General features: G+C 59.4%; 27 protein-coding genes and 1 pseudogene. 1 reads left to right on the top strand and 27 read right to left on the bottom strand.

All coding sequences use genetic code 11. The features are described 5' to 3' along the window. Nucleotides 1-271: 271 nt before the first annotated feature. The 10 genes from ACVENA_RS00580 to ACVENA_RS00535 form a co-directional block, all read right to left on the bottom strand. Complete coding sequence (locus tag ACVENA_RS00580; protein ID WP_449327210.1) at nucleotides 272-847, bottom strand: RNA polymerase sigma factor; 576 nt, start codon at nucleotides 845-847, stop codon at nucleotides 272-274. Further along, complete coding sequence (locus tag ACVENA_RS00575) at nucleotides 841-1,350, bottom strand: sigma-70 family RNA polymerase sigma factor (RefSeq protein ID WP_449327209.1); 510 nt, start codon at nucleotides 1,348-1,350, stop codon at nucleotides 841-843. The genes ACVENA_RS00580 and ACVENA_RS00575 overlap by 7 nt, the downstream gene beginning before the upstream one ends. Then, entirely contained in the window at nucleotides 1,347-1,841 is a 495-nt protein-coding gene (locus ACVENA_RS00570; RefSeq protein WP_449327208.1) for a hypothetical protein, read from the bottom strand. The genes ACVENA_RS00575 and ACVENA_RS00570 overlap by 4 nt, the downstream gene beginning before the upstream one ends. A gap of 214 nt (nucleotides 1,842-2,055) precedes the next feature. Next, nucleotides 2,056-2,979, bottom strand: coding sequence for a nucleotidyltransferase domain-containing protein (locus ACVENA_RS00565; protein WP_449327207.1), 924 nt, complete (start codon nucleotides 2,977-2,979; stop codon nucleotides 2,056-2,058). 265 nt (nucleotides 2,980-3,244) lie between these two features. Further along, on the bottom strand, nucleotides 3,245-4,147 hold the full coding sequence (locus ACVENA_RS00560; protein ID WP_449327206.1) for an ArdC family protein: 903 nt from the start codon (nucleotides 4,145-4,147) through the stop codon (nucleotides 3,245-3,247). 364 nt (nucleotides 4,148-4,511) lie between these two features. Further along, a complete protein-coding gene (locus tag ACVENA_RS00555; protein WP_449327205.1) occupies nucleotides 4,512-4,796 on the bottom strand; it encodes a hypothetical protein in 285 nt (94 codons plus the stop codon). Between the two features lie 5 nt (nucleotides 4,797-4,801). Next, on the bottom strand, nucleotides 4,802-5,014 hold the full coding sequence (locus tag ACVENA_RS00550) for a hypothetical protein (RefSeq protein ID WP_449327204.1): 213 nt from the start codon (nucleotides 5,012-5,014) through the stop codon (nucleotides 4,802-4,804). Further along, nucleotides 5,011-5,943, bottom strand: coding sequence for a nucleotidyl transferase AbiEii/AbiGii toxin family protein (locus ACVENA_RS00545; RefSeq protein ID WP_449327203.1), 933 nt, complete (start codon nucleotides 5,941-5,943; stop codon nucleotides 5,011-5,013). The genes ACVENA_RS00550 and ACVENA_RS00545 overlap by 4 nt, the downstream gene beginning before the upstream one ends. A gap of 5 nt (nucleotides 5,944-5,948) precedes the next feature. Beyond that, nucleotides 5,949-6,737 carry a type IV toxin-antitoxin system AbiEi family antitoxin domain-containing protein gene (locus ACVENA_RS00540; RefSeq protein WP_449015065.1) on the bottom strand — a complete coding sequence of 263 codons (789 nt, stop codon included), beginning with the start codon at nucleotides 6,735-6,737 and terminating at the stop codon, nucleotides 5,949-5,951. A 161-nt stretch (nucleotides 6,738-6,898) separates the two neighbouring features. Then, nucleotides 6,899-7,252 (bottom strand): hypothetical protein, encoded by a 354-nt coding sequence (locus tag ACVENA_RS00535; RefSeq protein WP_449327202.1) that lies wholly within the window; start codon nucleotides 7,250-7,252, stop codon nucleotides 6,899-6,901. Between ACVENA_RS00535 and ACVENA_RS00530 the strand changes: the two genes are divergently transcribed. Then, nucleotides 7,242-8,413, top strand: a protein-coding gene (locus ACVENA_RS00530) for an IS3 family transposase (protein ID WP_449327201.1) whose coding sequence is annotated in 2 segments (ribosomal slippage) — nucleotides 7,242-7,506 and nucleotides 7,506-8,413 — 1,173 coding nt in all. Because the reading frame shifts where the segments join, the coding sequence is not laid out codon by codon here. The genes ACVENA_RS00535 and ACVENA_RS00530 overlap by 11 nt on opposite strands. Nucleotides 8,414-8,444: 31 nt before the next feature. Here the strand turns inward: ACVENA_RS00530 and istB are convergent. The 17 genes and pseudogenes from istB to ACVENA_RS00445 all read right to left on the bottom strand — a co-directional run bounded on the left by istB (nucleotide 8,445) and on the right by ACVENA_RS00445 (nucleotide 25,845). Continuing rightward, nucleotides 8,445-9,116 carry an IS21-like element helper ATPase IstB gene (istB, locus tag ACVENA_RS00525; RefSeq protein WP_449328988.1) on the bottom strand — a complete coding sequence of 224 codons (672 nt, stop codon included), beginning with the start codon at nucleotides 9,114-9,116 and terminating at the stop codon, nucleotides 8,445-8,447. Continuing rightward, nucleotides 9,103-10,617 carry an IS21 family transposase gene (istA, locus tag ACVENA_RS00520; protein ID WP_021238707.1) on the bottom strand — a complete coding sequence of 505 codons (1,515 nt, stop codon included), beginning with the start codon at nucleotides 10,615-10,617 and terminating at the stop codon, nucleotides 9,103-9,105. The genes istB and istA overlap by 14 nt, the downstream gene beginning before the upstream one ends. Before the next feature lie 247 nt (nucleotides 10,618-10,864). Beyond that, nucleotides 10,865-11,129 (bottom strand): annotated as a pseudogene (locus ACVENA_RS00515) (transposase); the annotation flags it as partial. A 159-nt stretch (nucleotides 11,130-11,288) separates the two neighbouring features. Then, nucleotides 11,289-11,930, bottom strand: coding sequence for a maleylacetoacetate isomerase (gene maiA, locus ACVENA_RS00510; RefSeq protein WP_095386353.1), 642 nt, complete (start codon nucleotides 11,928-11,930; stop codon nucleotides 11,289-11,291). A gap of 12 nt (nucleotides 11,931-11,942) precedes the next feature. Then, nucleotides 11,943-12,434, bottom strand: coding sequence for an aromatic-ring-hydroxylating dioxygenase subunit beta (locus tag ACVENA_RS00505; RefSeq protein ID WP_095386352.1), 492 nt, complete (start codon nucleotides 12,432-12,434; stop codon nucleotides 11,943-11,945). 1 nt (nucleotide 12,435) lies between these two features. Further along, nucleotides 12,436-13,692, bottom strand: coding sequence for an SRPBCC family protein (locus tag ACVENA_RS00500; protein WP_449327200.1), 1,257 nt, complete (start codon nucleotides 13,690-13,692; stop codon nucleotides 12,436-12,438). A gap of 15 nt (nucleotides 13,693-13,707) precedes the next feature. Continuing rightward, entirely contained in the window at nucleotides 13,708-14,370 is a 663-nt protein-coding gene (locus ACVENA_RS00495) for a fumarylacetoacetate hydrolase family protein (RefSeq protein ID WP_255247065.1), read from the bottom strand. 70 nt (nucleotides 14,371-14,440) lie between these two features. Then, nucleotides 14,441-15,490 carry a gentisate 1,2-dioxygenase gene (gene gtdA / locus ACVENA_RS00490; RefSeq protein WP_095386349.1) on the bottom strand — a complete coding sequence of 350 codons (1,050 nt, stop codon included), beginning with the start codon at nucleotides 15,488-15,490 and terminating at the stop codon, nucleotides 14,441-14,443. Next, complete coding sequence (locus tag ACVENA_RS00485) at nucleotides 15,480-16,577, bottom strand: 2Fe-2S iron-sulfur cluster-binding protein (RefSeq protein WP_176473486.1); 1,098 nt, start codon at nucleotides 16,575-16,577, stop codon at nucleotides 15,480-15,482. The genes gtdA and ACVENA_RS00485 overlap by 11 nt, the downstream gene beginning before the upstream one ends. Further along, on the bottom strand, nucleotides 16,513-17,421 hold the full coding sequence (locus ACVENA_RS00480; RefSeq protein WP_095386348.1) for a fumarylacetoacetate hydrolase family protein: 909 nt from the start codon (nucleotides 17,419-17,421) through the stop codon (nucleotides 16,513-16,515). Before ACVENA_RS00480 ends, ACVENA_RS00485 begins: the two co-directional genes overlap by 65 nt. Nucleotides 17,422-17,448: 27 nt before the next feature. Beyond that, the gene (gene hcaB, locus ACVENA_RS00475; RefSeq protein WP_449327199.1) at nucleotides 17,449-18,270 is read right to left on the bottom strand and encodes a 3-(cis-5,6-dihydroxycyclohexa-1,3-dien-1-yl)propanoate dehydrogenase; all 822 of its coding nucleotides are present in this window, start codon (nucleotides 18,268-18,270) and stop codon (nucleotides 17,449-17,451) included. A gap of 79 nt (nucleotides 18,271-18,349) precedes the next feature. Further along, complete coding sequence (locus ACVENA_RS00470; protein ID WP_449327198.1) at nucleotides 18,350-18,925, bottom strand: aromatic-ring-hydroxylating dioxygenase subunit beta; 576 nt, start codon at nucleotides 18,923-18,925, stop codon at nucleotides 18,350-18,352. Between the two features lie 40 nt (nucleotides 18,926-18,965). Further along, entirely contained in the window at nucleotides 18,966-20,297 is a 1,332-nt protein-coding gene (locus ACVENA_RS00465) for an aromatic ring-hydroxylating oxygenase subunit alpha (protein ID WP_449327197.1), read from the bottom strand. 24 nt (nucleotides 20,298-20,321) lie between these two features. After that, nucleotides 20,322-20,921 carry a 2-hydroxychromene-2-carboxylate isomerase gene (locus ACVENA_RS00460; RefSeq protein ID WP_449327196.1) on the bottom strand — a complete coding sequence of 200 codons (600 nt, stop codon included), beginning with the start codon at nucleotides 20,919-20,921 and terminating at the stop codon, nucleotides 20,322-20,324. A 10-nt stretch (nucleotides 20,922-20,931) separates the two neighbouring features. Continuing rightward, nucleotides 20,932-21,891, bottom strand: coding sequence for a dihydrodipicolinate synthase family protein (locus tag ACVENA_RS00455; protein ID WP_449327195.1), 960 nt, complete (start codon nucleotides 21,889-21,891; stop codon nucleotides 20,932-20,934). Nucleotides 21,892-21,950: 59 nt separating this feature from the next. After that, complete coding sequence (locus tag ACVENA_RS00450; RefSeq protein WP_449327194.1) at nucleotides 21,951-24,452, bottom strand: TonB-dependent receptor; 2,502 nt, start codon at nucleotides 24,450-24,452, stop codon at nucleotides 21,951-21,953. 487 nt (nucleotides 24,453-24,939) lie between these two features. Further along, complete coding sequence (locus ACVENA_RS00445; RefSeq protein ID WP_449327193.1) at nucleotides 24,940-25,845, bottom strand: VOC family protein; 906 nt, start codon at nucleotides 25,843-25,845, stop codon at nucleotides 24,940-24,942. Nucleotide 25,846 lies beyond the last annotated feature (1 nt).

Raw genomic sequence — 25,846 nt, 5'->3', positions numbered from 1 at the left:
CAAGCGAACTCATCGCAATTGCGGTGGAATGATCGATGCGTGACGGACGATGCGAAGAATCGCGCCGTTTAACCGGCGAAATCGGCCATTTTTCGGTTCGACGAACATGGTTGCCGAGCCGGAATCGAACAACTCAAAGTTTCTGATTTTATTACAATCACATATTGAGTTCGTGCGACGTGGATGCCCCCAATTAGGCCCCGAGAATTTTTTCCTTCAGAAGTAATCGAACCGACTCCCAAGTGCATTGCGCAGTAATCCATGCGCGATGCTATTCCCGATACGCGAGCGCGACTCTGCGACACCGTGCGAGTGCGCGTCCGATATGCTTCTCGACGGCCTTGCTGCTGATACCAAGTTCGTCGGCGATATTCCGATATGTCATCCCGCGCAGGCGGTGCATCAGGAAGATGCGCCGAGTCTTTCGCGACAGGGGGCGAAGCGCCCGCCGGTAGGCCCTCCGCAATTCCATTGCTTCGACATGCCGTTCCTGCTCGGGCGCCACGGGTGCATCGCAGGTTTCGTCGAACTGACAGGCGGTGCCTCCCTCGCGCATAATCTTGCGCGCTCGCTCGATCAGCAGATTGTGCGCTATTCGCGCCAGATAGGGGCGAGGATATTCGACCCGATCGAACGCGCCACTGCGGAGCAGCCGCGTGAAAGCTTCCTGCACAAGATCGGGCGCGGCATCACGCCCGATCCTCCTCCGGAAATAATGGAACAACCACCCTCGCTCAGCGCGATAGAAGGCCGCGAAATCAGTCCCCGAACCGGGCGAGGCACGAGTTTCCGCCCGTTCTCGAACGTCGGCGGCGCGGTCGCGCCCGATATATGCCCCGGTCAACATTGCGCGGTAGCCGCAGCACGGCAGCGCGCAAGGGCCTGCACCATATGGTAATCGACGGTCGCGATGCTGATGCCGAGGCCCGCCGCGATCTCCTTGTAGCTCATGCGCTTCACCCGGCGCATCACGAATACACGCCGGGTCTTCGGCGGCATGGCGCGAACAGTCTGCCGATAGAGACGAAACAGGTCGATCGCTTCGATCCGCCATGTCTGACTGGCGCGCGACGTCGCATCGCGCTCGTCGTCGAAGGGAAAGAAGATCGGCATGCCATGCCGTTTCCGGCGCGCGCGATCGATCAGCATGTTGCGGGTAATCCGCGACAGATAGGCGGCCGGATTCTCCACACGGCCCAGCGCCTCGCTGCGCAGAAAGCGCGCGAATACCTCCTGCACCAGATCGGGCGCTTCGTTGGGGCCGACCCGGCGCCGCAGTTTACGCAGCAGGCGCCGATACTCGGCGCGATAGAAGTCCTCGAAGGCGGCGGTCGAAGCGGGCGCAGTCATGGCCGCGCTCCCTTGCGTTCGCGCTCGTTGAGCGGCGCATCGCGCGAGGCGCGATAGAGGGTGATGCCTGCTTCGATCCGGTCGAGGATGAAAGTGTCACGCTCGGCCTTGGCGATGCGAATGTCGGCGCGGGAATAGAGTTCGAGGCTGACCGCGCAGCGATCGCCAAGCTCGCTGCCGATGATTTCGCGGGCGCGGGTCCAGCAACATTCCTCTTTGAAGAGCGGATGATTGACGACGATCCACAGTTCGTAATCGGAAAAGTTGATCGTCTGGTCGTCTTCATACCACGACCGCCGCGCATAGGGGCCGATCAGGATGATCCGCCTGATCTGGCCCGGCTCGGGGGCCTGCACCTGATCGGGATCGAAGAAAGCGCGCAGGATGCGCGTGATCCGCTCGATCTGGCCCTGCTTGCGGCGGATGAGATGGTCGACGCGCGCCATCACGACTTCGCGCGCGTAGAAGTCTTTTGGTGTCGGGGTAGTCATTTGCAGCTCGCACAGCGGCGGTCCGCGCAATCGCGCGCGAATGTGCAAGCGGTGTCCGCTGTACGCCGCTAAAGCGGTCTACAGCAACTGTCCGACCTCGGCCGGACCTGCGTGATGCTGGCAGGATAATCCTCGGTATGGCCGCCAGTCACTCCATCCCGTGGGCGGGATTATGTCAGAATCGGGGACTCCCGGCAAGCCAGTGGGCGGCGCGCTATGCGGACGCCGTCGCCTTTTCGAGTTCGGCGATGCGACCGGTGCAGACCTGATGAACGACGCGGCCGAGTTCTTCGACCCGTTCGCCGAGCCAGGTCAGCTCTTCTTCGCTGATCCGGTAGTGCTTGGAATAGCGAGCCTTGGTGTAAGCTTCCTTGAGCTTCTGGAACATCGCCCGCTCGCGATGTGTCGCTTCTGGCCAGATGCCGAAAAGACGTCGATCCTGACCTTCGGCGAGGGAACGCAGGAAGGCGATATTGTGGTTATATGGCGAGTAATATGTCAGCGTTAGAAGCGCGCAGGCGTAAATATTCTCCGTTGCCTGATGCAATAGGAAGGCAGCTTTCTTCCAGCTTTCCCGCCCCATGTAGAATTTGTATCCCTCAAGGAATTCAGCGGCGCTCGCGACGTGTTCCTCGAAATACTCTTTGGCTGCGGATAGCGCTTGTTCCGGTGTCTTGGGCTTAGGCGTCGCCAACTCACGGTCATCGGCCTCGTAAAGCGCAATCCCGTCCTTCGCGACCTCCATGAAGAAAACGCGGCCATGCGCGAGCCCGTCGTTCACCTCATGCAGCGAATGGACGATGAAGTTGACCGGCGTCTGGAGCGTCTTTTCGATCGTGTAGGCGCGGATCAGCCGCTCCTCGGCCTTCGCCCAATAGGCGGCGCGGTCTGTCAACTCCTTCTGGCTGACGATGACGAGAATATCATAGTCGGACTTATACTGGTTCGCCGACGTCGGCGCATCAACCCAATCGCCGCGCGCATAGCTGCCGAACAGGATAATCTTGAGAATGCGCGCGCCTTTGCGCGCGCCGGTCGCATTTTCCGTCGCCGTACCAAATTCGTCGAAGATGATTTCGACGATGCGCTCAAGCTCGCGCTGCTTCGCGGCGGGAAGATGATCGATGTCGGTGCGCATAGACCCGCGAATCTTCGAGCAATCGCCGACCATTAGCAAGAGTTATCGCGACCCGTTCCTGTGACACGGCGTCCCCTAGAAATCGGAAATTGACGCAGCGGCTACCCTACGCTGCTCTGACCCAGACCGGACGCGGTGGCGAGAGTATAGAAGGCAAGGAAAAGGATTTCAGGCCGCGACCGGAAGGAGCGGCCCGCACATGGGATCGGGTGGGCGGGCAAACGAAGCGGCCGCCCCTGACAGGGGCGGCCTCGCCGATCGGCGGCTACGCCGCCTCTTTCACCTCCTCGGGGTTCGCCAGTTGATGAAGATAGGCAACGGCGCGTTCGGCATGGGCGGCGGCCTGCACGATGGCGCGCGTGTCGTTTTGCAGCACCTTGATCCAGCTCGCGATGTAGCTGGCATGATCGGGGCGCGGCTCGATGCAAAGCCCAAGGTCGGCGGCAAGGAAAGCGGCGCCCATTTCGGCAACAAGCTCCTCGCGGGCATAGCCTTCGTCGCCCCATTTCTCGCGGCCAAAGCTGCGATCAAGACGACTCTCATGGCGAGTCCAATGCACGGTTTCATGGCCCCTCGTGGTGTAATATCCGTGGGCATCGTGGAACGCGGCGAACGGCGGAAGCTGGATGCGGTCGGCTGACGGGATATAATATGCCTTGTCGCCGCCGTGGTTCACGGTCGCGGGAATGCCGGCAAAGAACGCCTCCGCCGCTTCGATGCGCTCCACCTCCGGCGCGGGTGCCGGCACGACATGAAATCGCTCGGGCAATCCGTCGATCTGCGCCACGTTGAACACGGTATAGGTTTTCAGAAATCGGAACGCCTGTTCCCGGTCCTCGCCGCTGCCCTCGTCCCGCACGGTCTTGCTGCTGTCGCCGTCGTAGACCACGGTTGCGCCATGCTCGCCCTTGCGGACCTGCGCGCCCAAGGCTTGCGCCTGCTTGTAGGTCATCCATGACGGGCTGACGAAACCGGACGCCTGCGCCTCGATCCACAATAGCAGCACATTGATCCCGCGATAGGGCTGGCCGGTGGCGCGCAAGGGGCGGGTCTGGCCTGATGCCGCCATTTCGCCGCCACTCCACGGTTTGAGCCACGGGCGAGTGCCCTGCTCAAGCTCGGCCAAGATGCGGTCCGTGATGCGGCTGTGAGGGTCTTGCTTGGTCATGATGTTCACTCCCTTCCGATCCGCGCAGGGGTCATGCCGCGCATGACCCCTGCCGACCCGGCGAGGGGCGGAGAGAGTGGGGGCAAGGTCCGGTGCCGGGGGTGGTGCGGGCGCAGCGCAGTGAGCCACGGCCCCAAAGCGGCACCTTGCAGGGAGAGAGAGGCAGCGCCTCTTTCTTCCTCGATCAAATGTTGAAGGTGCGCCGCCAGCGGCGCTCAATGCGGGGCGGGCTTGCCCACCCTATTCCGAGTCAGGGATTGTCATCCGAAGGGGCGGAAACCCCGCATGGGGGTTCCGTCGCGCCAGCGATAAAGCCCGGCCCGTAGGGGACGCCAAAAAACCGCCGATATTGAATAGGTGTTGGCTATTTCGCTTCGACGTGCGCCCAGTCGATGCGGAGCCGGTTGCCCTTGATCTCGCCTTTGGGAAGGGCCTTGCGGTCGATCAGTTTGCCCCGCACCTCGAAATCGGCGTTGATCTTCACGATCAGCACTTTGCTGAAATGGCGCTCAAGATTGATCTCGACGACATCGCAATTCTTGAATGGCGTGATGGTTTTCACTTCCACGAAATGATTGCCGAGACGGCCATCCGACCCTTTGGCGTAATTGCGATGCAGCTTGATGCCGTGCGTGATCGCGCCATACAACTCGCCTATGTCGCCATAGACTTGCAGGTGCCTGCCGGTGAGATAGAGTATTCCTCGGCGGTGCCGATCAGCGATTCAAACACCGGGACCAACGACAGGTCGGCGTTGGGATAGCGGGCGCGCCATTCCTTATACTGGATTTGCTGGTTGATCTCGTCCCAGCTCACCCACTCGCCATCATCCCAAATGGCGTTGTCCGGGCCTAGCCCATCCGTCATTTTCCGCCTCGCGTGGGGAACAGCACTTTCGCAAGCGCGTCGGTCAGCTCGCGCCGCTTGTCGTCGGGCAGCTTGCCAAGATTGCGCTGCTTCCACAGGACGGCGGGCAGGTTCTGCGCGTCGGCGATACCAAGAAGATTCCAGTCCGGCTCTCCCCGCTTGAAGCCGAGCAGAAAATGCCGGTGATCGTCGGGCATATCATCGACCATCGCGGCGATGATCGTCTCGCGCGCGGCTTCAAGCTCGGTAAGCGCGACCGGCTCCTGCGTCATTCCGGCGAAACCGCGCTCGAACTCGTAGCCGAGCGGCTTGCGGGTCGGGGCCAGGACTTCGGCCATCGGGCGGTTATGACGGGCAAGATAGACGAGGAAGGCGCGGCGCAATTCGTCCGTCACGGCCTCGTTTGCCAGCAGGTCGCGCACGTCAAAAAGGTCGCGGGGATGCTGGCGGTCAAGCGCCGCCACGATCTTGCCTGCGTAGAGGTCGGCGAAGGACACGACCTGTATTTCGGCAAAGCCGAAGGCATCTTCGACGGCGGGCGTCACCCCCGTCACGACGGGATCGTAAACGGTGCCGCGCAGCACCGGCGTCACCTCAATCTTGATTTGCACGTCGTCGGCGCGGACGATCAGCTTGGTTACGATTTTCTCATCAGCCGAGCGCGAGGCATTGGCCCGGCTTCTCTTTATCCCCTTTTCGATCCGCTCCTTGATGCGCAGCATGGCGGCGTCAATCGCGGCAAGCGAAGCGGCGCGATCCTCGACCGGCAGATAGGTCAGGTCGATGTCCACCGAGAGACGCGGCAGGTCGCGCACGAACAGGTTGATGGCGGTGCCGCCCTTGAGGGCAAATATCTTCTCCTCCGCCACGAAGGGAAGCGTACGGATAAGAAGGGCGACTTGCTGCCGGTAGGTGTCGAGAAATGTCATGACGATCAATGCGCCTCAAGATCGGCGGGAACGGTGATATTGTAGCGCGGGTTGAGCTTGCCGCCTTTGACGAGGACGCGCTTGCCCGCACCAAGATCGACGCGGGACGTGTCGAGGCGGGATAGCCACGCATGGCGGTGACGGTCGGCGAAGAACAGAAAGAGCCGCTTCACCTTCACGCTGGCGCAAGCCTCAAGGAGCGTTTGCAGGCGGCGTGGGCTCAAATCGCTCAAGCCTTCCATCAGGGCATCGACCTGATGGAAGCTCTCATGCTCGGGCAGTTCGTCGAGCAATTCGAGGACGGCGCGTTCCTTGCTGGAATAGCGGATGGGCAGGGTCAGACCGGCGGCGCTGACCATGACTGGCGCGGGTTCGGGCGGTGCATCAGCATCGCCGGGAAACAGGCGCAGGCTGTTGTGCCAGCGAAAGGCCACGTCGAGCGGCAGGCTGGCCAGCCAGGTCGGCGGATGCTTCGGCCCGTAAAGGTGCACTTCCCGCACCGCCGCCGACAGATAATGAGCATAGCCCTGCTGTTCGAGCGCGGTGCGCCCACCAACGGCGAGCGGCAGGTCGAGCACGCTTTGAAGCGAGATAACGACCTGCTGCCATGTCAGGGGGCTACGCGAGCGGCGATAGACGCGCCGCGCGGGGCTATCGAGCCAACCGGCGCGGACATATTGGCTGCGCAGGGCCGATGAATAGCCGTGGGCTTGCATCCACGCGGCATCGGCAAGCAAACCCTCGGGGAGTTCCTGCTGGAGCCGGTTTAACTTGCTGTCAAAACGCGTAGCCATGCTTAGCATTTTGACAGATTCGTAAACCACTGTCGAGTTTATAATTCTACCAAAACGCTAAGTCTCACTTAGCGTTTCGTGCCATCCATAAACCCCCATCTCTAATCACCGCATATCCTGCGGCGAATAGGGCGGCTATTCACCGCAAAGGCGCGGGAAACCTAGCGTCTGCCGGTCAGGCGGCGGCTCATCACGTCGAAAGCGTCCTCGTCCTCCTCGGCCTCGTCAAAGCGGCTCAGGCGAATGACGGGTTCAAGATGCAGCAGGGAAATGGTGAAGTCATATTGATCCGAGGCGAGGGCGATTTCCTCGCATGGTTCGGCGAACCAGACATCACCATCATGCGCCACCTGTCCCCGGCTCCGCTCCAGCAAGTCCGGCTGTGCGGCGAGCGATGTGGCGGGCAAGGGGATCGGCGAGCGTCCCACGGTCTTGAAATAATGATCTGCCCCCTTCTGAGTGGTCCAAAATTGATGATATTTTGGACGACGAAGGAGATACGGAATGCCGAGCAAGAAGCATCGCCCGGAAGAGATTATTGGCAAGCTGCGTGAAGCGGAGGTTGTGCTGGCGCAGGGCGCCACGACCGCCGAGGCGTGCCGTCGGATCGCGATCAGCGAGCAGACCTACTATCGTTGGCGCAAGGAATACGGCGGCCTGAAGACCGATCAGGCGCGCCGGATGAAGGACCTGGAGAAAGAGAATGCGCGGCTTCGCCGTGCGATATCCGACCTGACGCTGGACAAGCTGATCCTGCAGGAAGCTGCCCGGGGAAACTTCTGAGCCCCGCGCGCCGAAGGCGCTGTATCGACCACATCAGAAGGATGATGCCGGTGTCCGAGCGGCGGCTCTGCCGCGTGCTCGGGCAATACCGATCGACACAGCGCAAGGCGCCTCGCGGGGCGGATGACGAAGCCGCTCTCACCGAGGATATCATCGCGCTGGCCCGGCAATATGGTCGCTATGGCTATCGCCGGGTGACGGCGTTGCTGCGCGATGCGGGGTGGCATGTGAACCGCAAGCGGGTCGAGCGCATCTGGCGGCGCGAGGGGCTCAAGGTGCCGCAAAGGCAGCCGAAGCGCGGGCGGCTGTGGCTGAACGACGGATCGTGCATCCGGCTCCGGCCGGAATATCCCGGGCATGTCTGGTCCTACGACTTCGTCGAAGGGCGGACCCACGATGGTCGCAAATACCGGATCCTGTCGATCATCGACGAGGCGAGCCGGGAGTGCCTGGCGCTGCCGGTCGCGCGCAAGCTCAGGAGCGATGACGTGCTGGCGGCACTCGCCGAGCTGTTCGTCGCGCGTGGGCCGCCGGCCCATATCAGGTCGGACAATGGTCCGGAGTTTATCGCGACGGCGGTGCAGCAATGGCTCGCCCAGATCGGCGTGAAGACGCTCTACATCACGCCCGGATCGCCATGGGAGAATGGCTATTGCGAAAGCTTCAACGGGTCGCTGCGCGATGAACTGCTCAACGGCGAAATCTTCTACTCGCTCGCCGAGGCTCGTATCCTGATCGAGGCGTGGAGGCGTCATTACAACACCGTCCGGCCGCACAGCTCGCTGGGATATCGACCACCGGCGCCAGAGGCTGTTCCATCGCCAGTGTCGCCCTCCGGTTCCGCTTCGCTCCACCTACGGCCAACACTGGCGATGGAGGCGTCAATGCACTAACAATCCGATCGGACCACTCGGTGGGGGCCGGTCAGGTGACGCGGTCGAGCAGCGCCGTGGTCATCTTGGGATCGCCGAACACGGTCGGCCATTCGCCGAAGGCGAGGTTCGTGGTGATGATGACGCTGGTCCGCTCATAAAGCTTGCTGATGAGGTGGAACAGCAACTGCCCTCCCGAGCGGGCGAACGGCAGATAACCGAGCTCGTCGAGCACGATCAGGTCGAGCCGCGACAGCTGCGCCGCCAGGGTCCCGCCTTTGCCGATCCGGGTCTCCTCTTCGAGGCGTGTCACCAGATCGACGGTGTTGAAGTAGCGGGCGCGAGCGCCCCTTCGCACGACATTGGCGGTGATCGCGATGGCGAGGTGGGTCTTGCCTGTCCCCGTGCCGCCGACCAGCACGATATTGCGGCGAGGCGGGAGGAAGGAGCCATCGTGAAGGGAGCGGATCATCTCCTCATTGATCGGTGTGCCCTCGAAGCTGAACCGCTCCAGGTCCTTCACCACGGGCAGCCTCGCAGCCGTCATCCGATAGCGGATGGAGGCTGCATCCCGGTGGGTCGCCTCAGCACGGAGCAGGTCGGTCAGTATCTCCATGGTGGTGCGCTTGCGCTGGAGGCCGGTGGTGACCGCCTCGTCGAACGCCGCCGCCATGCCCTTGAGTCCGAGGCCGCGCATCGTGTCGATCATATCATGCCGCTGCATCATAGCCTCGCAGCAGATCATAGCGGGCACAGTCGGCGAGCGGAGGATGCTGCAGCATCCGGTCTTCCGAAGTGACGATGCTGTGGGGTGTCGCCGGCTCGCGGCGCCGGGAGAGGATGTTGAGGATCAGCTCGTCGCTGGCCGTTCCGTTCGCCAACGCTTCGCGCACGGCAGCCTCTACCGGCTCCAGGCCATCGGTGAGCACCGCCGAGAGGACCCGTACGAACCTGCGATCGGCCTCGTCCCCGGTGCCGAGCCTTCGCCGTAATCGGTGCAGGGCGGGCGGCAGATCCCAGTCCTGGAACGGTGCGCCGTTACGCAGCGCGCCGGGCTTGTGCGCGAGGACCGGCAGATAATGCCAGGGATCGTATATCGTGCGGTTCCGACCGAAGTGGCGCTCATGCTCCCCGACGATCGCATCGCCGCAGCGTATGACGATGCGATCGGCATAGGAGCGCACCTGAACGGTCCGGCGTGCGGCCGTCGACATGACCGAGTAGCGGTTGCGATCGAAGCTGATGAGGCAGGTGCCGGTGACGGCATGCTCGCTCTCATGGAAGCCGTCGAACGGTGCCAGGATCGGCTGCAGGGCCGGTCGCTCCATATCCAGCGCCTCGGCGACGGTAATATCCCCGCGTTCGGGATGGGCATGATGCTCGGCCCAGCGCCGGCACTCGGCCTCCAGCCACCCGTTGAGCTCGGCCAGGCTGGCGAACCGGAGTCGCGGCTGGAAGAAGCGGCCTCGGATCGTCTGGACCTGCTGCTCGACCTGGCCCTTCTCCCATCCCGCCGCCGGCGAGCAGGCGGTCGGCTCGACCATGTAATGATCGGTCATGATCAGGAAGCGGCGGTTGAACACACGCTCCTTGCCGGTGAACACGGCCGTCACCGCCGTCTTCATATTATCGTAGATACCGCGTCGCGGCACACCGCCGAAGAACGCGAACGCCCGGGCATGGGCATCGAACAGCATCTCCTGGCCCTCGCGCGGATAGGCCCGGACATAGGGTGCGCGCGAGTCGCAGAGACGCATATGCGCCACCTTCACCCGCATCGGCTTGCCGGCGATCTCCACATCCTCGTGGCTCCAGTCGAACTGGTAGGCCTCACCCGGCTGGAAGGTCATCGGGATGAACGCCGGTGCGCCTTCGCCAGCATCCTTCCGCCGCGCAGCACGCCAGCGCGCCGCATAGCGGCGCACCGCATCATAGGATCCATCGAACCCCTCGCGCACCAGCAGGTCATGGATACGCGTCATCCGTAGCCGATCGCGGCGGCCGCGACCTTCGTTCTCCTCAAGCAGCGCATCGAGACGATCCTGATAAGGACCGATCCGCGGCAGCGGCTGGACTTTGCGCTGATAGTTGAACGCCGCCTCCGGCGACCGGATCGCTTTGCGGACGACCTTCCGCGACAAACGAAGGTCACGAGCGATCGCCTTGATCGCCTTACCCGCTGCATGCTCACGCCGAATCCGAACCACTGTCTCCACGATCAACATCCCGTTCTCGCCAACTGATCAAAACCAGTCGGCCGACTAAATCCCCGGGATGAAGGGGTCCTTTTTGCACGCCGATCACCCCACGAAGGGGGTGCCTATTGCACGCTGATCCTCATATCTGGGAACGAGGCGCGCGGATCTCATCAAGGCCTGGCCGCAACAGCGGCCCACTCGCGAGAGGCCGGATACATTTGTGCAGACTGGCACCGTCAACACCAATCGACCCTTGCATGGACAGGGCGGGTCATACATTTTTTGCCAGGAGATCCTTCAACGCCACGTTGTCCAGCATCGTGTCGGCCAGCAGTCGCTTGAGCTTCGCGTTCTCGCTCTCAAGCTCCCTCAGCCGACGGGCCTCGGACACCTCCAGCCCGCCATACTTCGACTTCCAGTTGTAGATCGTCGCTTCCGACACCCCGTGCCGCCCGGGCTACGTCAGCAGTCTTCGCGACTGCCTCCGCCTCCTTCAGCACGCCAATGATCTGCTCCTCTGTAAACCTCGATCTCTTCATCTCGTCCGTCCTTCTCGTAGGGCCGGACTCTAATCAAGCTTGGAGGAAAATCAGGGGGTCACGTCAACGTGAACGCATCCCAGCGGCGCAACATATAGTTGATCGCCTTGGCGAGATCGTGATTGCGTGAAAGCTTGGCAAGCTGGGCGGTCATCCATTTCAGGCTACGGCGTCGGGATGAGCCTTTGCGAAAGCCTCCAATGCCCCACAGTTCTTGTCGATTCTTTCGAGAATCGGGAATTGCGCCATATCGACCTCAAAACGGCGCGCATTGTATATCTGCGGGATCAGGCAGCAATCCGCGAGCGTGGGCGCATCGCCAAAACAAAAGCGCGCCTGTTGTCCATTGTGCGCTGAAATGATCGCTTCGAGCGCCTCGAACCCCTCGCAGATCCAGTGCCGGACCCACTCGTTCTTGGTTTCATCGGACAGACCCAGCGGGCCAACGAGATATTTGAGAACGCGCAGGTTGTTCAAAGGGTGAATGTCGCAGGCGACAGCAAGCGCGCATTGTCGGACAAAGGCACGATCCTTCGGATCATCCCTGGGCAGCAACGGTTTTTCCGGATAGACCTCATCCAGATATTCGAGAATGGCCGCCGATTGGGCCAAAGACCAACCATCCCCGGTTTCCAGCACTGGGACGAGCTTTGCCGGATTGAGGGAGGTGAATGGCTCCGACATTTGCTCGTCCTTGCGGAAGTTGACCGGACAAGACGTGTAGTCCAGACCCTTCAGGTTGAGCCCAATCCGGACGCGGTATGATGCAGAGCTACGAAAAAATTCGTAGAGTTTCAGCATGGGATCGGGTTCCTAGATCGGGTAGATGATCGCATTGGGGATCATCTCGCTGTCGATGACGCACACCCTCTTGGCGAACTTCAATGCGCCGTCTTCCTCGACGATTTCATCGAAATAACGACCGACGCAGAAGACCTCACTCAACTTATCCAGCTTGGTGCGAAAGACGCTGAAATTGGCCTCGCACTGCACGAGCCTGCCCTTGCCTGATGCACTGTCCTCGACGCTGGAGACGAAGGGCAAACCGGTTATGTTGCGTTGATGATAAGGGTCATGGAAAATGGTTTGCGTAATACCATAGGCGCGATCCTTCATCATTCCCTTGCTGCTCAGGACAAGAGTGGAAAGCGGCAGATTTTTTTCGAAATTTTCGCGCGCGGTGATACGGTAGTATGGTTCCGATGAAAAAATATCTACCCAGGATTCAAACTCACGCTGGTTTATCGCTCTTTCGTAGGAGGCATAAAGCTGCGCTATCCTATTCAATTCAAAATTGTCAGGCATCTTAAACCTCCATTACCTCGCGCCAGTATTTATACATGCCGCGGATCAGGTTCTCGCTTGCAATGACGTTGGCTTCTTCGGTACCACGCCCACCCATGAGCGCAATCATCCGATCCGACGGATTGGCCGAGAAGCCTTCCTGAGAAAATTCGAGCACCTCTCCATCATCGGCAGAGACATAGCCCGAAGGACCAAACAGATTGGCCTGCTTGAGCCTGCGCGCATGCATTTCCTCGTCGTCGTCCTCAAAGCGGAAGTGAGTCCAGACAAAGTCAAAGGCATTCGGTCCGGATGGCTGGATATGCCGGGTGGAAAGGCTGTTGACCTGCTGCTGGATGATGACGCTTGGGAACAAGGTCATCATAGTTGCCGTATATTCGCCCCACCATTCCTCATGGACGATGTCGATCTGGCTGGGATCGTTAAGGGCCATGTCCGCCTTGAAGCTCGTGACACCGGAAACGAGCTCGGCCTGCGCTTGCTGAACACTGCGCGTGCCCGCCATCACGGCATGGCGCTTTGTCGGATCCATCAGGAGCCTCATTTTGCTGTCAGCGCGCCACAGACCGAAGGTCACGAACCAGGTGTGCAGAAGGCCCGCATGATAAGGATCCTTGATGTTCTCCATCATCAACTTCCAGTTGGAAGGGATCCTCTGTTTGTTGTAGCCAAGGATGACGAGCTTGCGGCCATCGAATATCCGGTCGAAATAGCGCAACACCTCTTCGCCAAGATAATCTTCGAAACTCTCGACATCCTGATCGAAAGAACCGAAGATCACGCCCCCGCGTGTCGCAATTTTCAGCTTGCGAAGGCCATTTTCTTCCCGTTTGAAATCGGAAGGCATACCCCCGGAAAGCTTGCCGTCCTGGCGCAGTCCGCGCTGGTAAGGCACGCCGCGCAGATTGCCTTGCAGATCATAAATCCACTGATGATAGGGGCAGACGAATTCCCCAACATTGCCATCGCGAGCCCGGCAGAATTTCATCTTGCGGTGTGCGCACAGGTTTTCAAAGCCGTTGATCGCACCGCTCTTGTCGCGCACGACGATGACCGAACGCTCCCCGATGACCGTGCGTTTGAAATCGCCCGGATTGGGAATTTCTGCCTCAAGCCCAAGGTAACACCAGTGCCCGTTGTAAAAGAGACGTTCCAGTTCACGCTCGTAAACCTCTCTATCGGTATAGATGCTGAGAGGAATAGTCGCGCAATCTCCGCCTTCCCATCCGATCGCTTCTTTCAGGTCATCCTGTTTCATTGCCTTAACCTCCGGTCATCTATCCTGCTTGGGCTCGGTGATGAGCACCTCGATGGGCCGCAATTGCGTGATCGTTCCCACCATCTTGTCGCCGGGTGTTACCGGACCGACCCCGGCAGGCGTTCCGGTCATCAACACATCGCCTGGTTCAAGCGTGTCAAATTGCGAGAGAAAGGCGAGGCTCTCCGCCACGCCCCAAAGCATCATGGAAGTTCGGCTCTCCTGGCGGGCCTCGCCATTGACGGTGAGGACGATCTGCGAATCCGGCCACTCCTTGGCTTGACGGATCGCTCCGATCGGCGCTGATCGGCTGAAGGATTTGCCAAGCTCCCAAGGGCGCCCCTTTTCCCGCGCTTCGAGCTGCAGGTCGCGCCGGGTCATGTCGAGGCCCACAGCATAGCCGAAAATGGCTTCGATCGCCTCTTCCTGTGTGGCGTTTTGCAATGGCGCCCCCAGCACGGCCACCAGTTCGAGCTCATAGTGGAAATTGCTGGTCTGCGGTGGATATTCGAGTTCGATCGGATGGGCTGCATCCACCGCTGCATTGGCCGGCTTCATGAAGAAGAACGGCGGCTCGCGTTCATCCCGCCCCATTTCCCGGGCATGGGCCGCGTAATTCTTTCCCACACAGTAGATACGGTTGACCGGAAAGCATTTATCGCTCTCCTCGATCGTCAAGGTAGGAGATGGCGGAAGTTCAAAGCAAAGTTCTCTCAAGATAATTCCCCTGAAAATTCAGTCATGCACGTTACAATCGCGCCTCGCGCCACAAGCCGAGCATTTTCTGGACGGGCCGGTCCGAATAGCTGTAGAGAACCGTCTCTTCGGCCGCAGCGATTTCCAGCTGATGCCAAGAAGGCACGATGAAAATATCGTTCTGTGCGAAGGGGAATTCCTGGCCTTCGATAAAGGAAGTTCCTCGCCCCTCGAGGCAGACATAAATTGTTGAATCCGTGCAACGATAGCCTCGCGTGCGCATCCCTCGGGGCAAGAGCTGGAGAAATGCTCCGATCGTCGGGATGGGGGAGGAGCCCGTCGTCGGATCGATATAGCGAAGCTTGTATCCAAAATGGTCATCGGTCGGCGAACTGGCGATCTTTTCGACCGATCGGAGCGCATCGACATAGGGATAAACGAAGAGCTTGGTGGCCATCCCCTGCTCGCCTTCGAAATCGACGGGCAGCATGTTGCTACCGTAACGCGCACGCGCATCGCCCTCCGGTCTCTGAACGATCTGCGATTTTTCCGGAGCGCCCTCGCGAAAACCGGCGTTCAGCAATTCAACGATCGGGATATCGAGCCCGTCGAGCCAGATGACTGGCTGGTCACCTTCATTGCCATGATCGTGATAGGTCCAGGCCGGCGTAATGATGAAATCCCCGCGCCGCATGGTCGTGCGCTCGCCATCGACGGCCGTATAGGCTCCCTCCCCCGACAAGACGAGGCGGAGAGCCGATTGCGTGTGGCGGTGCGCAGGAGCCACCTCGTTGGGGAGGATCAGTTGAAGGCCCGCATAGAGACCGTCGCTAATGCGCGATTGCCCGCGCAAGCCCGGATTTTCCAGCACCAGAACCCGGCGCTCGGCCTCTTCTGCCGAGATCAGATCGCCCGCCTCCATGAGATAGTCCCGCGCCTGGGCAAAATCCCATTTGTAGGCTTGCGCGCGAGGAGTGGGCGTTTCGGGAACGAGCGCTCCGAGCACTTCCCACAAGGGGGTAAGGTTGTGAGGATCAATTTTTTCATAAAATGCCTGGCGGATATTGTGCCCTTGGCTCGCCGTCTTACCATCAGGAGACATTGACGCCCTCCTCTTCAACAAAATTGATCTCGGCCTCGGTGAAAAATATTGCGTCCTGATCGAGGCCAGCTTTCATCAGGCTCATCATGAGGGGCAAAACAGCGAAGCCGGGGGCGAAGACATTGGCCTGCTCCGCCTTGATCCGATGGCGTTCGAGCTGGATGAAATCGATCATCTCGGTCGTCGAACCACGTCGGCTGGTCAGCCTCATCGATGCCTTCGGCTGCGGTCCGTTGAACACGACGAGCTCGCTATTGGGCAGATGTTGCGTGCACAAATTGCAGATACCGTCGACCAGGTGCATGAAGGAAGCCGACGGCTGCAACAGAAACTGCACCGCTCGGTTCGGATTCTGCGCGATCAGCGCCTCAACGATCGAGCGCACCGCGACCATTCCAGGGCCAACCCCGCAAACCAGGGCAGCGGCCTCGTCTTGCGGCAGGACATAGCCCTTTCCGATGGGTCCGACGAGCTTGAATTCCTGCCCGGCGGATATCCCCTTCTTCAATTCAACAAGGAACTGTGGCGCTGTGTCTGCTTCGACAAGGAAGCTCAGGGTCGACTGACCAGGTGCATTGGCGGGAAACAGGAGAGGGGAGCGCCCCCGATCCATGGCAAGAGCATATTTCTGCCCTGGGAAAAAACGCGCCGGCCTTCGCCCGATATCGAAGTCAAACTGGATGACGTTGGTCTCTATCTCTTCAAGAGCAGTGATCCGGCCGCGATGATACTGGAAGGGGACGTTCACCGCCGGTCTGACCGATGGGAGACGCACCCCCATGTCCATCGAGATGTTTCTTTGGCACGCAAGAAAGGCCTTGTTCTTCTGCATCAGGACAGACTGCTTGTGGCGATCGGGCGCAAACAGATCGAAAGGTTCCACCTCGCACATACCGCAATTGCCGGTCTTGCAGCTGTAAGAAATGGGCAGACCTTCCCGAAGAAGCACGTCGAGCAACCCTTCGCCTTCGTCGCATTGCACGATCCTGCGTATCGGTTTGACTTGGACGATCATGCCGATTTCAGCATTGCATTTCCTTGAGAACAGGATCGTGTCGCGGAAGCGCGACAATTTCAGGAGCCACATCGACGCGCAATTCGCCGATCTCGCTGATCCTCGCCTCGATCCTATCTCCCGCTTCGATGGGCCCGACTCCTTCCGGCGTGCCAGTAAAAATGACATCGCCAGGATTGAGTTGATACATCGAGGAGGCGTATTCGATCAGCTTGGGAACGTCGTAGACAAGATCGCGGGTGTTGGCCTTTTGACGAATCTGGCCGTTGACCCGCAATTCCAGGCCGAGACACCCCGGATCGTCAATCTCGTCCGCTGTGACCATCCACGGGCCAAGCACCGCAAAGCTATCAGCCGACTTGCGGAAACTTTGCAGTTCCGGCCCCCGGATGGTGATGTCCAATCCGACCGTATAGCCCGCCACATATTTCAGGGCCTCATCGCGCGTCACACCGTGGCACTGTGTGCCGATGATCACCGCAAGTTCGATCTCATGATCGATCCTGCGCCCTGGATAACGCAGGCGGATAGGTTCGCCAGCCCCGGAAAGGGCGCTGTTGGCCTTTAGGAACAGCCCCCAATGCCAGATGCATTTGGTCATGTCGCGACCATGGGCAATTTCCTGGTTGGCCGCCGTTTCCTCGATGTGCGCGCGATAGTTGATCGGCGCGTTGATCAGCTTCGATGGGTTGGCGACAGGGGCTTCGAGCCGGACATCCGCGATCGGCGTGGGCGTGGCCTGTTCCTTCAATTCCGACATGAGCGGGAGCAATCGTGCAAGCTCCGCGATGAATATGTCCTTTTGCGGAAACGGCCAGCGGCTGTCGGGAAGGCAAGCCAATGCCCCGCTGACGTCGAAAACTTCATCGCCCTCGACGATCCCGACCCGATCCGTATTGAACCTGCAGATTCTCATCTGCTCCGCCTCTCTGTGTGTCTGCGCTCAGATCTCGAGCTCGTCGCCGCCATTGACGTTCATGATACCCCGCACGCCAAGGCCGCCATCGGTATTGATGACGACGCCCGTCGTCGGTGCCGCGTTCTCCTCAGAGGCGAGCAGGACATAAGGCCCGCAATATTGCTCGGGCGTCGGCGCCATACGCAGCGGCGTGATTCCGATGATCAGCTCGTCGAAACCCTCCATCTCCTTGAGGCTCTGGTTGTCCGTATCGGTCGCCTTGAGCCCCGAGAGATTGGTATGCATTCCGCCTGGCGCGACCCCATTGACCCGCACCTTGGGCGCCAGCTCGTGAGCCAGTTGCCTCACCAGCCCGACCACCCCGTGCTTGGACGCAGTGTAGACCGGTCCGCCTCCACCAGTATAGAACCCGGAGTTGGAGATCGAGAAGATCATGTTGCCCTTGGAGCGGACCAGCTCGGGCAAAGCAGCGCGAGCGCCAAGGAGCCCACCCTTGAGGTTGACGGTCATCAGCTCATCGAAAGCGGCCGCCAGCTCATCCCCCTTGTATTCGGCAAGGGGCTTGAAAAAGTCAAAGACGCCCGCATTGGCCACGAAACAATCAAGCTGGCCAAAGCTCTCAACCGCCTTGGCAACCGCGGCTTCATTGTCGGCATAAGACGTGACATCGCCAACATGAATCTCCACCTTGTCGCCCAGCTCGTCCTTGACCTTGGCCGCGCGCTCTGCATCGCGCTCCATGACGAGAATACGCGCGCCTTCTTTGACAAAACGCCGCGTCAGTGCCAGCCCAAGGCCAGCGCCTCCGCCAGTGATCAACGCAATCTTACCTTCCAACCAACCCATTCTTGTCCTCCTTGATCCGCACGCCGACCCAGCGCTCAAACAAGGTCGAGCCTACAGATTTCTTGCTTTATGCAGGCGCTTACAGGAACAGCGTCATATTACGGCCCTGCACACAGCGCTCCGGGAACGCAATGAAGCGCTTCACGAACTTGAACCCCTGATCCGGGGTGATGACCAGCTCGTCGTGTCGGGAATAGATGAAATCGTCGACCTCATACTGCCGACGCATGCGACGAAGGTGCCAATTCGTCCGCACGAAAAGCCTGTCTTTTGCGCTACCTTTGGTAACCTCGAGGTTTGTGCCGATCCGCACATAAGCCTCGTGTGGATTGACGCGCCAATTCTGCGGATGCAACTGCTGCTCCACACGTGCATCGAGCGCACCGTGATCATCGTCGTAGATGAAAACGCTGTCGGGCAGCGAATAGCGACGCTCTTCGATGTATCGCAGCTGTCGGCTGATTATGACATAACAAATGTCGGGATGGATCATCTCGTCGAGCCATTCCCGCACCCGCCCGGTATCGAGCAACCTCGCTTCGCGATTGGTGAAAGCCTGCACCCTGTGAAGCAGATCGTGATCGGCGATCAGCTCCGGATCGCCATCCCATACATCCGCGCCCATCGTTTTGACGATTTGATTTGCGTTTTCCATTTTATAGCATCCTGAAAGCCTAGATTTTGCAAAGGGATGATCAGCAATCGGCGTCGATCAATTGCTGCTTCCATCCCTCGTCATTCAGATCGAAAGCATCCCAAGAAGGAAGCTTCAGGATCTCGTCATAAAAGCGGTAGTATCCGCGGTAGGACGTTTCGCCGATCGCCGCCTGGCCGATCACGCCGGGCATTTCGTCCATCACCGTGTCGTTGCCGATCCCCATCTGGGCGTTGAGTCGCAACTTGCGCGACTGCCAACCTGTCGGAAGAAGCGAAGCCGATTCCATGTTGTCGTTGTCGTCAGCTTCCCAGTAGCCTGCGGTTCCGAAGGTTCCGTGTACGCCGTTGTAGATATCCCGCTTCAGATCCTCGGGCGTATCCTTTTCCGCGATCGCCCAGGTCCAAACTTCCGTCTCGCTCGGACCACGCGGCTGCCAGATCTTGAACGTGTTGGTCCCCCAAAGGTAGGAAACATTCGGGAACAACGAACCGTTGAGATGCGAACCGTAGAAACGTGCCTTGAGCTCCCCGTATTTCTCCGCGATCTTGCCCTTTTTCGTGGCCTGCCAGGCCAGGATTTTCTCGGCCGTCTGCGCGGGTTGGCCGCCCGGATTGACATCGTAAAGAATGCCCAGCCCGTGGCCAAAGCGCGTTGCAATCTGCGCACCAGCCCCTGCGGGGGGCAGCCTTTGATTTCCCGACATCGGGGAAAACATCGAACGGCTCACCGCCAAAGAGGAAGCATGAGTCCACCCAACGTGATAGGCATCACCAACAAAATTTTCAGTCGGCGCTTTCCAGTTGCAATGAACGATCGAGCGCGCCGGCGCACCGATCAGTTCCACACCCCCGCTCGCTTCCATCCAGATATCCAGATACCAGCGGACATCGCCCAGATAGTCTTCAAGCGAGATCGCCCCTGGATCGAAATTGCCGAACAGGAAGCCGCGATAGCTATCAACCTTTGCCACCTCTTTCAAACCGTGCGCGCAGCGGTCGATCTTGCCGCCATAAAGCTCCTTCTCGAAGGGGACGGTCGCCAATGACCCATCGGCGGCGTAGGACCACCCGTGATAGCTGCAGACGAAGGCACGCCGGTTCCCCGCCTCGACAGGGCATACGCGAGCACCGCGGTGCCGACAGACATTGAGAAAGGCCTTGACCGTTCCGTCCGCTTGGCGAACCACGAGGACTTCGTCTTCGCCCATTTTCGCAGTAACAAAGTCGCCATAATTCGGAATGGCCGACTCATGAGTGAGAAAGAGCCAGCAACGGCCGAAAATCTTCTCCATCTCCAACTCATAAAGATGTGGATCGATGAACATACTGGCGGATTGCAAACCACGCTTGGTGTCGATCAGGTCATCCATAGCATAAATCCCTATTTCAATTCTTCACTGGCTCGATAGATATTCATCAAGGAAGAACAATCGGTCGTTCCCCCACCACATTTCCTCGCCAATCATCATGATCGGCGCGCCGAATACGCCGCGCGAATGCGCTTCCTCATTGCTTAATCGGTAGGCATCTTCGGCTTCTTCGGAGTGAACATAGGCGAGAAAGGGATCTGGCTCCCACCTCAGCTCGCTCGCAATCTCAGCCAGCAGCTCCTCGCTCGACATGTCCTGCCCCTCACCCCAGGAATGGGACCAAACATGGCGGACATAATCCTCGCACTGCCCCTTGGCCTCGGCGAAAAACACGCCCTTATTGGCCAGCTCCGACTTCAGGGATGGAGGAAAGGAGATCGGGATCTTGTACCGCTCAGCCCAGCGATCGAGATCCTTACGCAGATAGCGCAACTTGATAGGCATCGACACATTGGGCGGACCGGTATTGCCTGCAGCCAACTTGGCCGCAGGCAGATCGATCGGGCGATAGCGCAGTTCATAACCGTGCTTGCGCGCAAGCTCCGGCAATTTGCTATGCGCCAGATAGGCAAACGGGCTCATGAAATCGAAAAAGAAATCGATCACCTTGGTGCGCTGCTCCATCACTCGCGCCTCACGCCAAGCTCTTGTGAAGTTTTGCCCAACGCCGCCCGGACTCGCGCCCGCCTTCGAGATAATCCTCGGGAACAATGTTGTAGGGCGGACGACAAGCACCAGCCTTCATCCATCCTGCGGCATCCATCCGCGCCTTTTCGAGCGGGATGTTATAGGAAGAAAAGACCTTGAACGAGCCCTGCGGAAAGAGCGTCTGATAGGTCTGTGCCATCGCGCCGGTCAGCTCTTCGGCCTTGCTCCAATCGCCTGACGTCTTGGCCTGCGCCACCGCATCACGCAAAGCGATCACCGGGTTGGGACCGCATACCGCGCCGCTCGACCAGAAGGCCGTGCAGAATTCCGGATCGATCTTCGCCGCCGCATAGTAGTCAATATCGATCGGCAAAAAGCGGATCCGTCTTTTCGTCAGGTTGAGATCCGGCACCAGTGCGCCAATGCCCAGATATTTTGCAGTGACAACCTGCGGGATCTCGGAAACCTGCGCCCAAAAGGGGCGCGGGAATTCGAATTTGAAGGCCTCCGGATTTGCGTAGATGCAAATCGACATGTCGGGGCAGGCTTCCGCAAGATCGCGGTAGAACTGCACGGCCGTGGGAACATCGGGCGCGCACCACATCGGCGGACCGACCATGGTGCCATCGACCCCGATATCGCGCGCCGCGCGCGTTTCATCGATTGTGGTGCGCGTCGACAGGGTCGAAGTCCCCCCAAAGACAGGCACCCTGCCGCCTGCAGCCTCGACAAGCGCCTTCATGAAATCGCGCTTCTCATCCCAGGTCAGCGTGGCCACCTCCCCCAGCGAACCGAGCGTCAGGATGCCGTCGGCCCCTGAGTCGATCAGCGCTTTGACGACCCGCGCGGTTTCGTCGAGATCCACCGTATCGCGCGCATTAGGGTCCTCTGCGTTGGGCTTGGACGGTGTGGGCATGATGGCCCACACCCCCTGCACATCAGCCACCCCTACTCTATGACTAGCCATTGCAATAATCCGATCCTTCCTGCCTCTGGCTCAACCGTTCAATAACGATAACGAAGCTTGAGGAACCACTCGCGAGGACGAGAATAGGCCCCAGTCGTGGCGCCGGTCTGTTGAAGGTCGGAATATCCGCCCAGGAGATAGCGCTTGTCAGTCAGGTTCGTGAACCCGACTCTCACATCCCAGTTACCCCCGGGCAGTTCGTAACTCAGGTTCGCGCCAAACATGCTGTACCCGTCTTGGTAAAGCGCGGGCGTGTTGATCGCGTCCTTGAAGTGGCCACCCTTGTAGCTCCAGTCGCCATGGAGGCTGAGTGTGCCCGCATCGCCCTTGTAAAGCTCAGCGTCGAACGAACCGGAGGCTGTCCATTTCGGCACCTGAGGGAAGCGCGAATTGACGTTCACCGGCGCGGCAGTCGGCGAAACCTCCCGGTAATAGGCATCGAGATAGCCAAAGCCACCCTGAATGGTAAGGAAGTCAGCCAGTTTCGCCTGCGTTTCGACCTCGATACCCCGGATACGCGCACGACCCGCATTGCGAACCTTCGGTGCGATTCCTTCGTTCACGACAATCTGAATGTCGGTGTAATCCGCCTGGAACGCCGCAATGTTGAGCCGCAGGCGACGGTCGAACCATTCGCTCTTGACCCCGACTTCATAGCTTTCCACGAATTCCGGCGCGAACGGCGTGGCCGCCGGCTCGGGCGGGAAGATACGCTGTGTGAAGCCACCGCTCTTGAACCCCTTGGAATAGGAGGCATAGATCAGCGTCTGGTCGGTGACCTTGTAGTCCAGCGAGAGCGCGGGCGTCCACTCGCTCGCCTTCGTTTGCACCTCGACAGCCGGCAGAATATGGTCACCCTGCGGATTGAGCGTCGTATCCGGCGTAGGGCACAGCGCCGGATCGGGCGGAATGATTGGCGTCTGCCGCACGAAACAGCGGCTCAGAAGGAGCAAGGCGCCCCCGGTTCGATCGTCGGTGATCCGCTGGTGCGATGGGTCGAAACGCTTGGTCTCGTCGGTATAACGGATGCCCGGGGTGATCGAGAACCGATCCGTTACATTGATGGTTGCCTGGAGATAGGCCGCATAGCTATCGTTGTCGACATCACCGCCGCTGACAAAGTCTGCAAAGGCGAAGGTGAGAAGATTGCTATCGGTGGCCTTCTCCTTCAGGTAATAAAGGCCTCCAGTGAAATCGACCACGCCATCGAATAAAGTTCCGGTTAACTGGAACTCCTGCGAGAATTGCTTCTGATCGATATTGTTGAAGCTCTCACCAAGAGGAATGGGCGAGCCATCAAAATCAAAGGAGAAGTGTGCCTTGGTTTCTCGATAGGCGGTAATTGACTTGAAGTCTACGGAACCGATTTCCCAATCGAGTGTGAGGTTTGTGCCCCACAGATCAAAATTGGAGAGATTCCGGTTCGTCCCCCAGGTTTTATCGATATTGTTGGTGAACCAGTGCGGCCCATAGCAATTGACTGTTGCCGGAGCCGGAGTTCCCACCGGTCCGCAATTGGGCGCCTGAAGCACCTTGTTCCAGAAGAAACTCTGAAAGCCACCATTGGTTACCGGAAAGCCACCCGCTACTCCGATAACATCAAATCCTTCAGACACTTGAAGCAATGTGTTGGCCGCGGATTGCTCGCGCCGCCGGTTGGCGTCGAAGCTGAGCGTCGCCTTGAAATCATCGGTCAGCTCCGCACGAATGGCAATGCGACCGCCCAGAGTGTCGACGTTGCCCTGGCGTCCCCCATCGGAAAGACGCTCCTGATAGCCATCGCGGGTCCGCAATCCGACCACAGCGCGAACAGCGACCCGATCGGAGACGGGGACATTGATCATCCCCCTGGCATCGAGACGATTGAAGCTACCGGTTGCGATCTCGCCTTCCAGATCAAAGTCATTGGAAGGCGGAATTGAATTGACGATAATGGCGCCCCCGATAGTGTTCTTGCCGAACAAGGTTCCCTGCGGTCCACGCAGGATCTGGATGCTCTGCACATCTCCAAGGTCGAGCAATGCCCCCGCTGTCCGCGCGACATAAACTCCGTCGTAGTATAGCCCCACGCCTGGATCGACGGTGATATTGAAGTCGGTCTGTCCGACACCGCGAATGAAGGTGGTGATCGATGCGCTTGAGCCGGAAATATTGGCGGCCGGTTCAAGGCTTACGTTGGGCGCAAAACGACCTACATCGCCAACCGTATCCGCCTGACGCCGCTCAAGCGCCTCATTACTGAAGGCCGTCACGGAAATGGGGGTGTCCTGAAGATTTTCCTCCCTTTTCCGGGCGGTCACAACGATTTCATCCAATCCGCCCGATCGCGCCTGTTCCACGGCGCCGTCGCCGCCTTCGCCTTGGTCTTGAGCCTGCGCCGCAGAGCCTTGGTCTTGCGCATGAGCCGCAGAGCCTTGATCTTGCGCATGAGCCGCAGACCCCAGACTGACAGCCAAAGCCAATAGCGATCCGCGCACCATGACCGACCCGGTCAATTTCGTAGAGATATTTTTCTTACCGGTTGCTTCATTCATCAACATGTTCACCCCCTCCCAGTTCGTTGGATCTGTTAATTCGACAGAGCTTTCAGGCATCGACGCACGTCCACGCCTCACTCGGTTAGGCTAGAACCCAATTTAAAGGGGTCAGCGATATATGCACAGACCGATTGCCTGATAAACCATATCACCAGATCCGATATTGGGCTCTCGCCAAAGGCCGCCCCGCCCCCCCTTCGCCATATCCCAGATGATATGCGGGCGGCGTGGAGAGGATGGCGCGCAGGCGGCATCGGCTGCGCCTTGCTTTCTGGATCGCACCGCCAAGAGGTCAAGCGATCACGCCAAGTCCTTGCGCCAAGCGATCACGCAAACAGATCGCGAGGCCATGAAGTAATCCGATTCCAAGGCAGCCTCAAATCGAGCCATGCTGGCGTAGCGCATCGGCAAATTCGCTCGACCGAATCCGCTCTCAGCCCCTTGATGGTTGCGCCGAATTCCGCCTACGACTTCGCAACTCCCGCACAGGCTACGACTTCAGCCTAAGGTCCATCCCATAGCCTTCTGCTTCATTGTCATGGCCAAGAATATCGGAAACGTAATATTCCTGCACATCGCTCGACGGCCGTCCATTCCAGCTCGGCTCCCACAGCCAGCCCGATGGATTGGCGCAGTAAAAGGTGAGCGCCCGGTCATTGGAGTGCATCCCCAGTGCCAGCGCAACATCGGTGCCTTCCTTGCGAATAAGATCATGCGTCCTGCCGAAATCGCGCAGATCGGTGTATTCAAACATGAAATGATTGATGCGCTTGGGCATCGGACCCATGCCAAAAGCGACCGAATGATCGCGCTCATTGCAGTGCATGAAGATCGGCTTGGCCGTCATCCCATTGGGCAGGGGCAAGTGGTATTCCACGTCGCCACGAAAGCCGAGCATTTCGTAAAAGGCATAGGCCGCGTCATCGTCCGACTGGCGAAGGATGCTGTGCCCCATGCCTTGCGCGCCGGTGACGAAACGACCGTGCATGGGCCGACCGGGATGGAAGGGACGATGGGCATCGACCTGCGGGCCATAGAAGATTTCCGTGGGATTGCCGCCCGGGTCCTGGAGCTTGAGCAAGCCAAGAACGCGCCGTTCGGCCGCTTCCTCGGGTGAACCGAAGCTGACCTCGACTCCATTGGCTTCCAGCAGCCGAGCCGCTTGATCGAGTTCCTGTCGGCCGGCCACGCGCCACCCCATGTAAGCAAGGTCATCCTGGCCATCGACATGAACGACGAAACGATGATGCCACTCGTCCATTCGAAGGTAAAAGCGGTCGCCTTCACCTTCGTCGCTGATCTCAAGGCCCATTATTTTTCCGGCATAATTCTTCCATGCATCTGCGTTCGAAACCGAAAGGCCCATGTAGCCGAGCTCAATAATTGGACCAGACATC

It is taken from the genome of Sphingopyxis sp. 550A (assembly GCF_053569535.1).
This window is presented reverse-complemented; position numbering and strand designations above follow the sequence as displayed.

Excerpts from the sequence above, each read along its gene's own strand:
- ACVENA_RS00580 (WP_449327210.1), bottom strand. The coding sequence starts at position 847 with ATGTTGACCGGGGCATATATCGGGCGCGACCGCGCCGCCGACGTTCGA.
- ACVENA_RS00575 (WP_449327209.1), bottom strand. The coding sequence starts at position 1,350 with ATGACTGCGCCCGCTTCGACCGCCGCCTTCGAGGACTTCTATCGCGCC.
- ACVENA_RS00570 (WP_449327208.1), bottom strand. The coding sequence starts at position 1,841 with ATGACTACCCCGACACCAAAAGACTTCTACGCGCGCGAAGTCGTGATG.
- ACVENA_RS00565 (WP_449327207.1), bottom strand. The coding sequence starts at position 2,979 with ATGCGCACCGACATCGATCATCTTCCCGCCGCGAAGCAGCGCGAGCTT.
- ACVENA_RS00560 (WP_449327206.1), bottom strand. The coding sequence starts at position 4,147 with ATGACCAAGCAAGACCCTCACAGCCGCATCACGGACCGCATCTTGGCC.
- ACVENA_RS00550 (WP_449327204.1), bottom strand. The coding sequence starts at position 5,014 with ATGACGGATGGGCTAGGCCCGGACAACGCCATTTGGGATGATGGCGAG.
- ACVENA_RS00545 (WP_449327203.1), bottom strand. The coding sequence starts at position 5,943 with ATGACATTTCTCGACACCTACCGGCAGCAAGTCGCCCTTCTTATCCGT.
- ACVENA_RS00540 (WP_449015065.1), bottom strand. The coding sequence starts at position 6,737 with ATGGCTACGCGTTTTGACAGCAAGTTAAACCGGCTCCAGCAGGAACTC.
- istB (WP_449328988.1), bottom strand. The coding sequence starts at position 9,116 with ATGCAGCGGCATGATATGATCGACACGATGCGCGGCCTCGGACTCAAG.
- istA (WP_021238707.1), bottom strand. The coding sequence starts at position 10,617 with ATGTTGATCGTGGAGACAGTGGTTCGGATTCGGCGTGAGCATGCAGCG.
- maiA (WP_095386353.1), bottom strand. The coding sequence starts at position 11,930 with ATGCTGAAACTCTACGAATTTTTTCGTAGCTCTGCATCATACCGCGTC.
- ACVENA_RS00505 (WP_095386352.1), bottom strand. The coding sequence starts at position 12,434 with ATGCCTGACAATTTTGAATTGAATAGGATAGCGCAGCTTTATGCCTCC.
- ACVENA_RS00500 (WP_449327200.1), bottom strand. The coding sequence starts at position 13,692 with ATGAAACAGGATGACCTGAAAGAAGCGATCGGATGGGAAGGCGGAGAT.
- gtdA (WP_095386349.1), bottom strand. The coding sequence starts at position 15,490 with ATGTCTCCTGATGGTAAGACGGCGAGCCAAGGGCACAATATCCGCCAG.
- ACVENA_RS00485 (WP_176473486.1), bottom strand. The coding sequence starts at position 16,577 with ATGTGGCTCCTGAAATTGTCGCGCTTCCGCGACACGATCCTGTTCTCA.
- ACVENA_RS00480 (WP_095386348.1), bottom strand. The coding sequence starts at position 17,421 with ATGAGAATCTGCAGGTTCAATACGGATCGGGTCGGGATCGTCGAGGGC.
- hcaB (WP_449327199.1), bottom strand. The coding sequence starts at position 18,270 with ATGGGTTGGTTGGAAGGTAAGATTGCGTTGATCACTGGCGGAGGCGCT.
- ACVENA_RS00470 (WP_449327198.1), bottom strand. The coding sequence starts at position 18,925 with ATGGAAAACGCAAATCAAATCGTCAAAACGATGGGCGCGGATGTATGG.
- ACVENA_RS00465 (WP_449327197.1), bottom strand. The coding sequence starts at position 20,297 with ATGGATGACCTGATCGACACCAAGCGTGGTTTGCAATCCGCCAGTATG.
- ACVENA_RS00460 (WP_449327196.1), bottom strand. The coding sequence starts at position 20,921 with ATGGAGCAGCGCACCAAGGTGATCGATTTCTTTTTCGATTTCATGAGC.
- ACVENA_RS00450 (WP_449327194.1), bottom strand. The coding sequence starts at position 24,452 with ATGTTGATGAATGAAGCAACCGGTAAGAAAAATATCTCTACGAAATTG.
- ACVENA_RS00445 (WP_449327193.1), bottom strand. The coding sequence starts at position 25,845 with ATGTCTGGTCCAATTATTGAGCTCGGCTACATGGGCCTTTCGGTTTCG.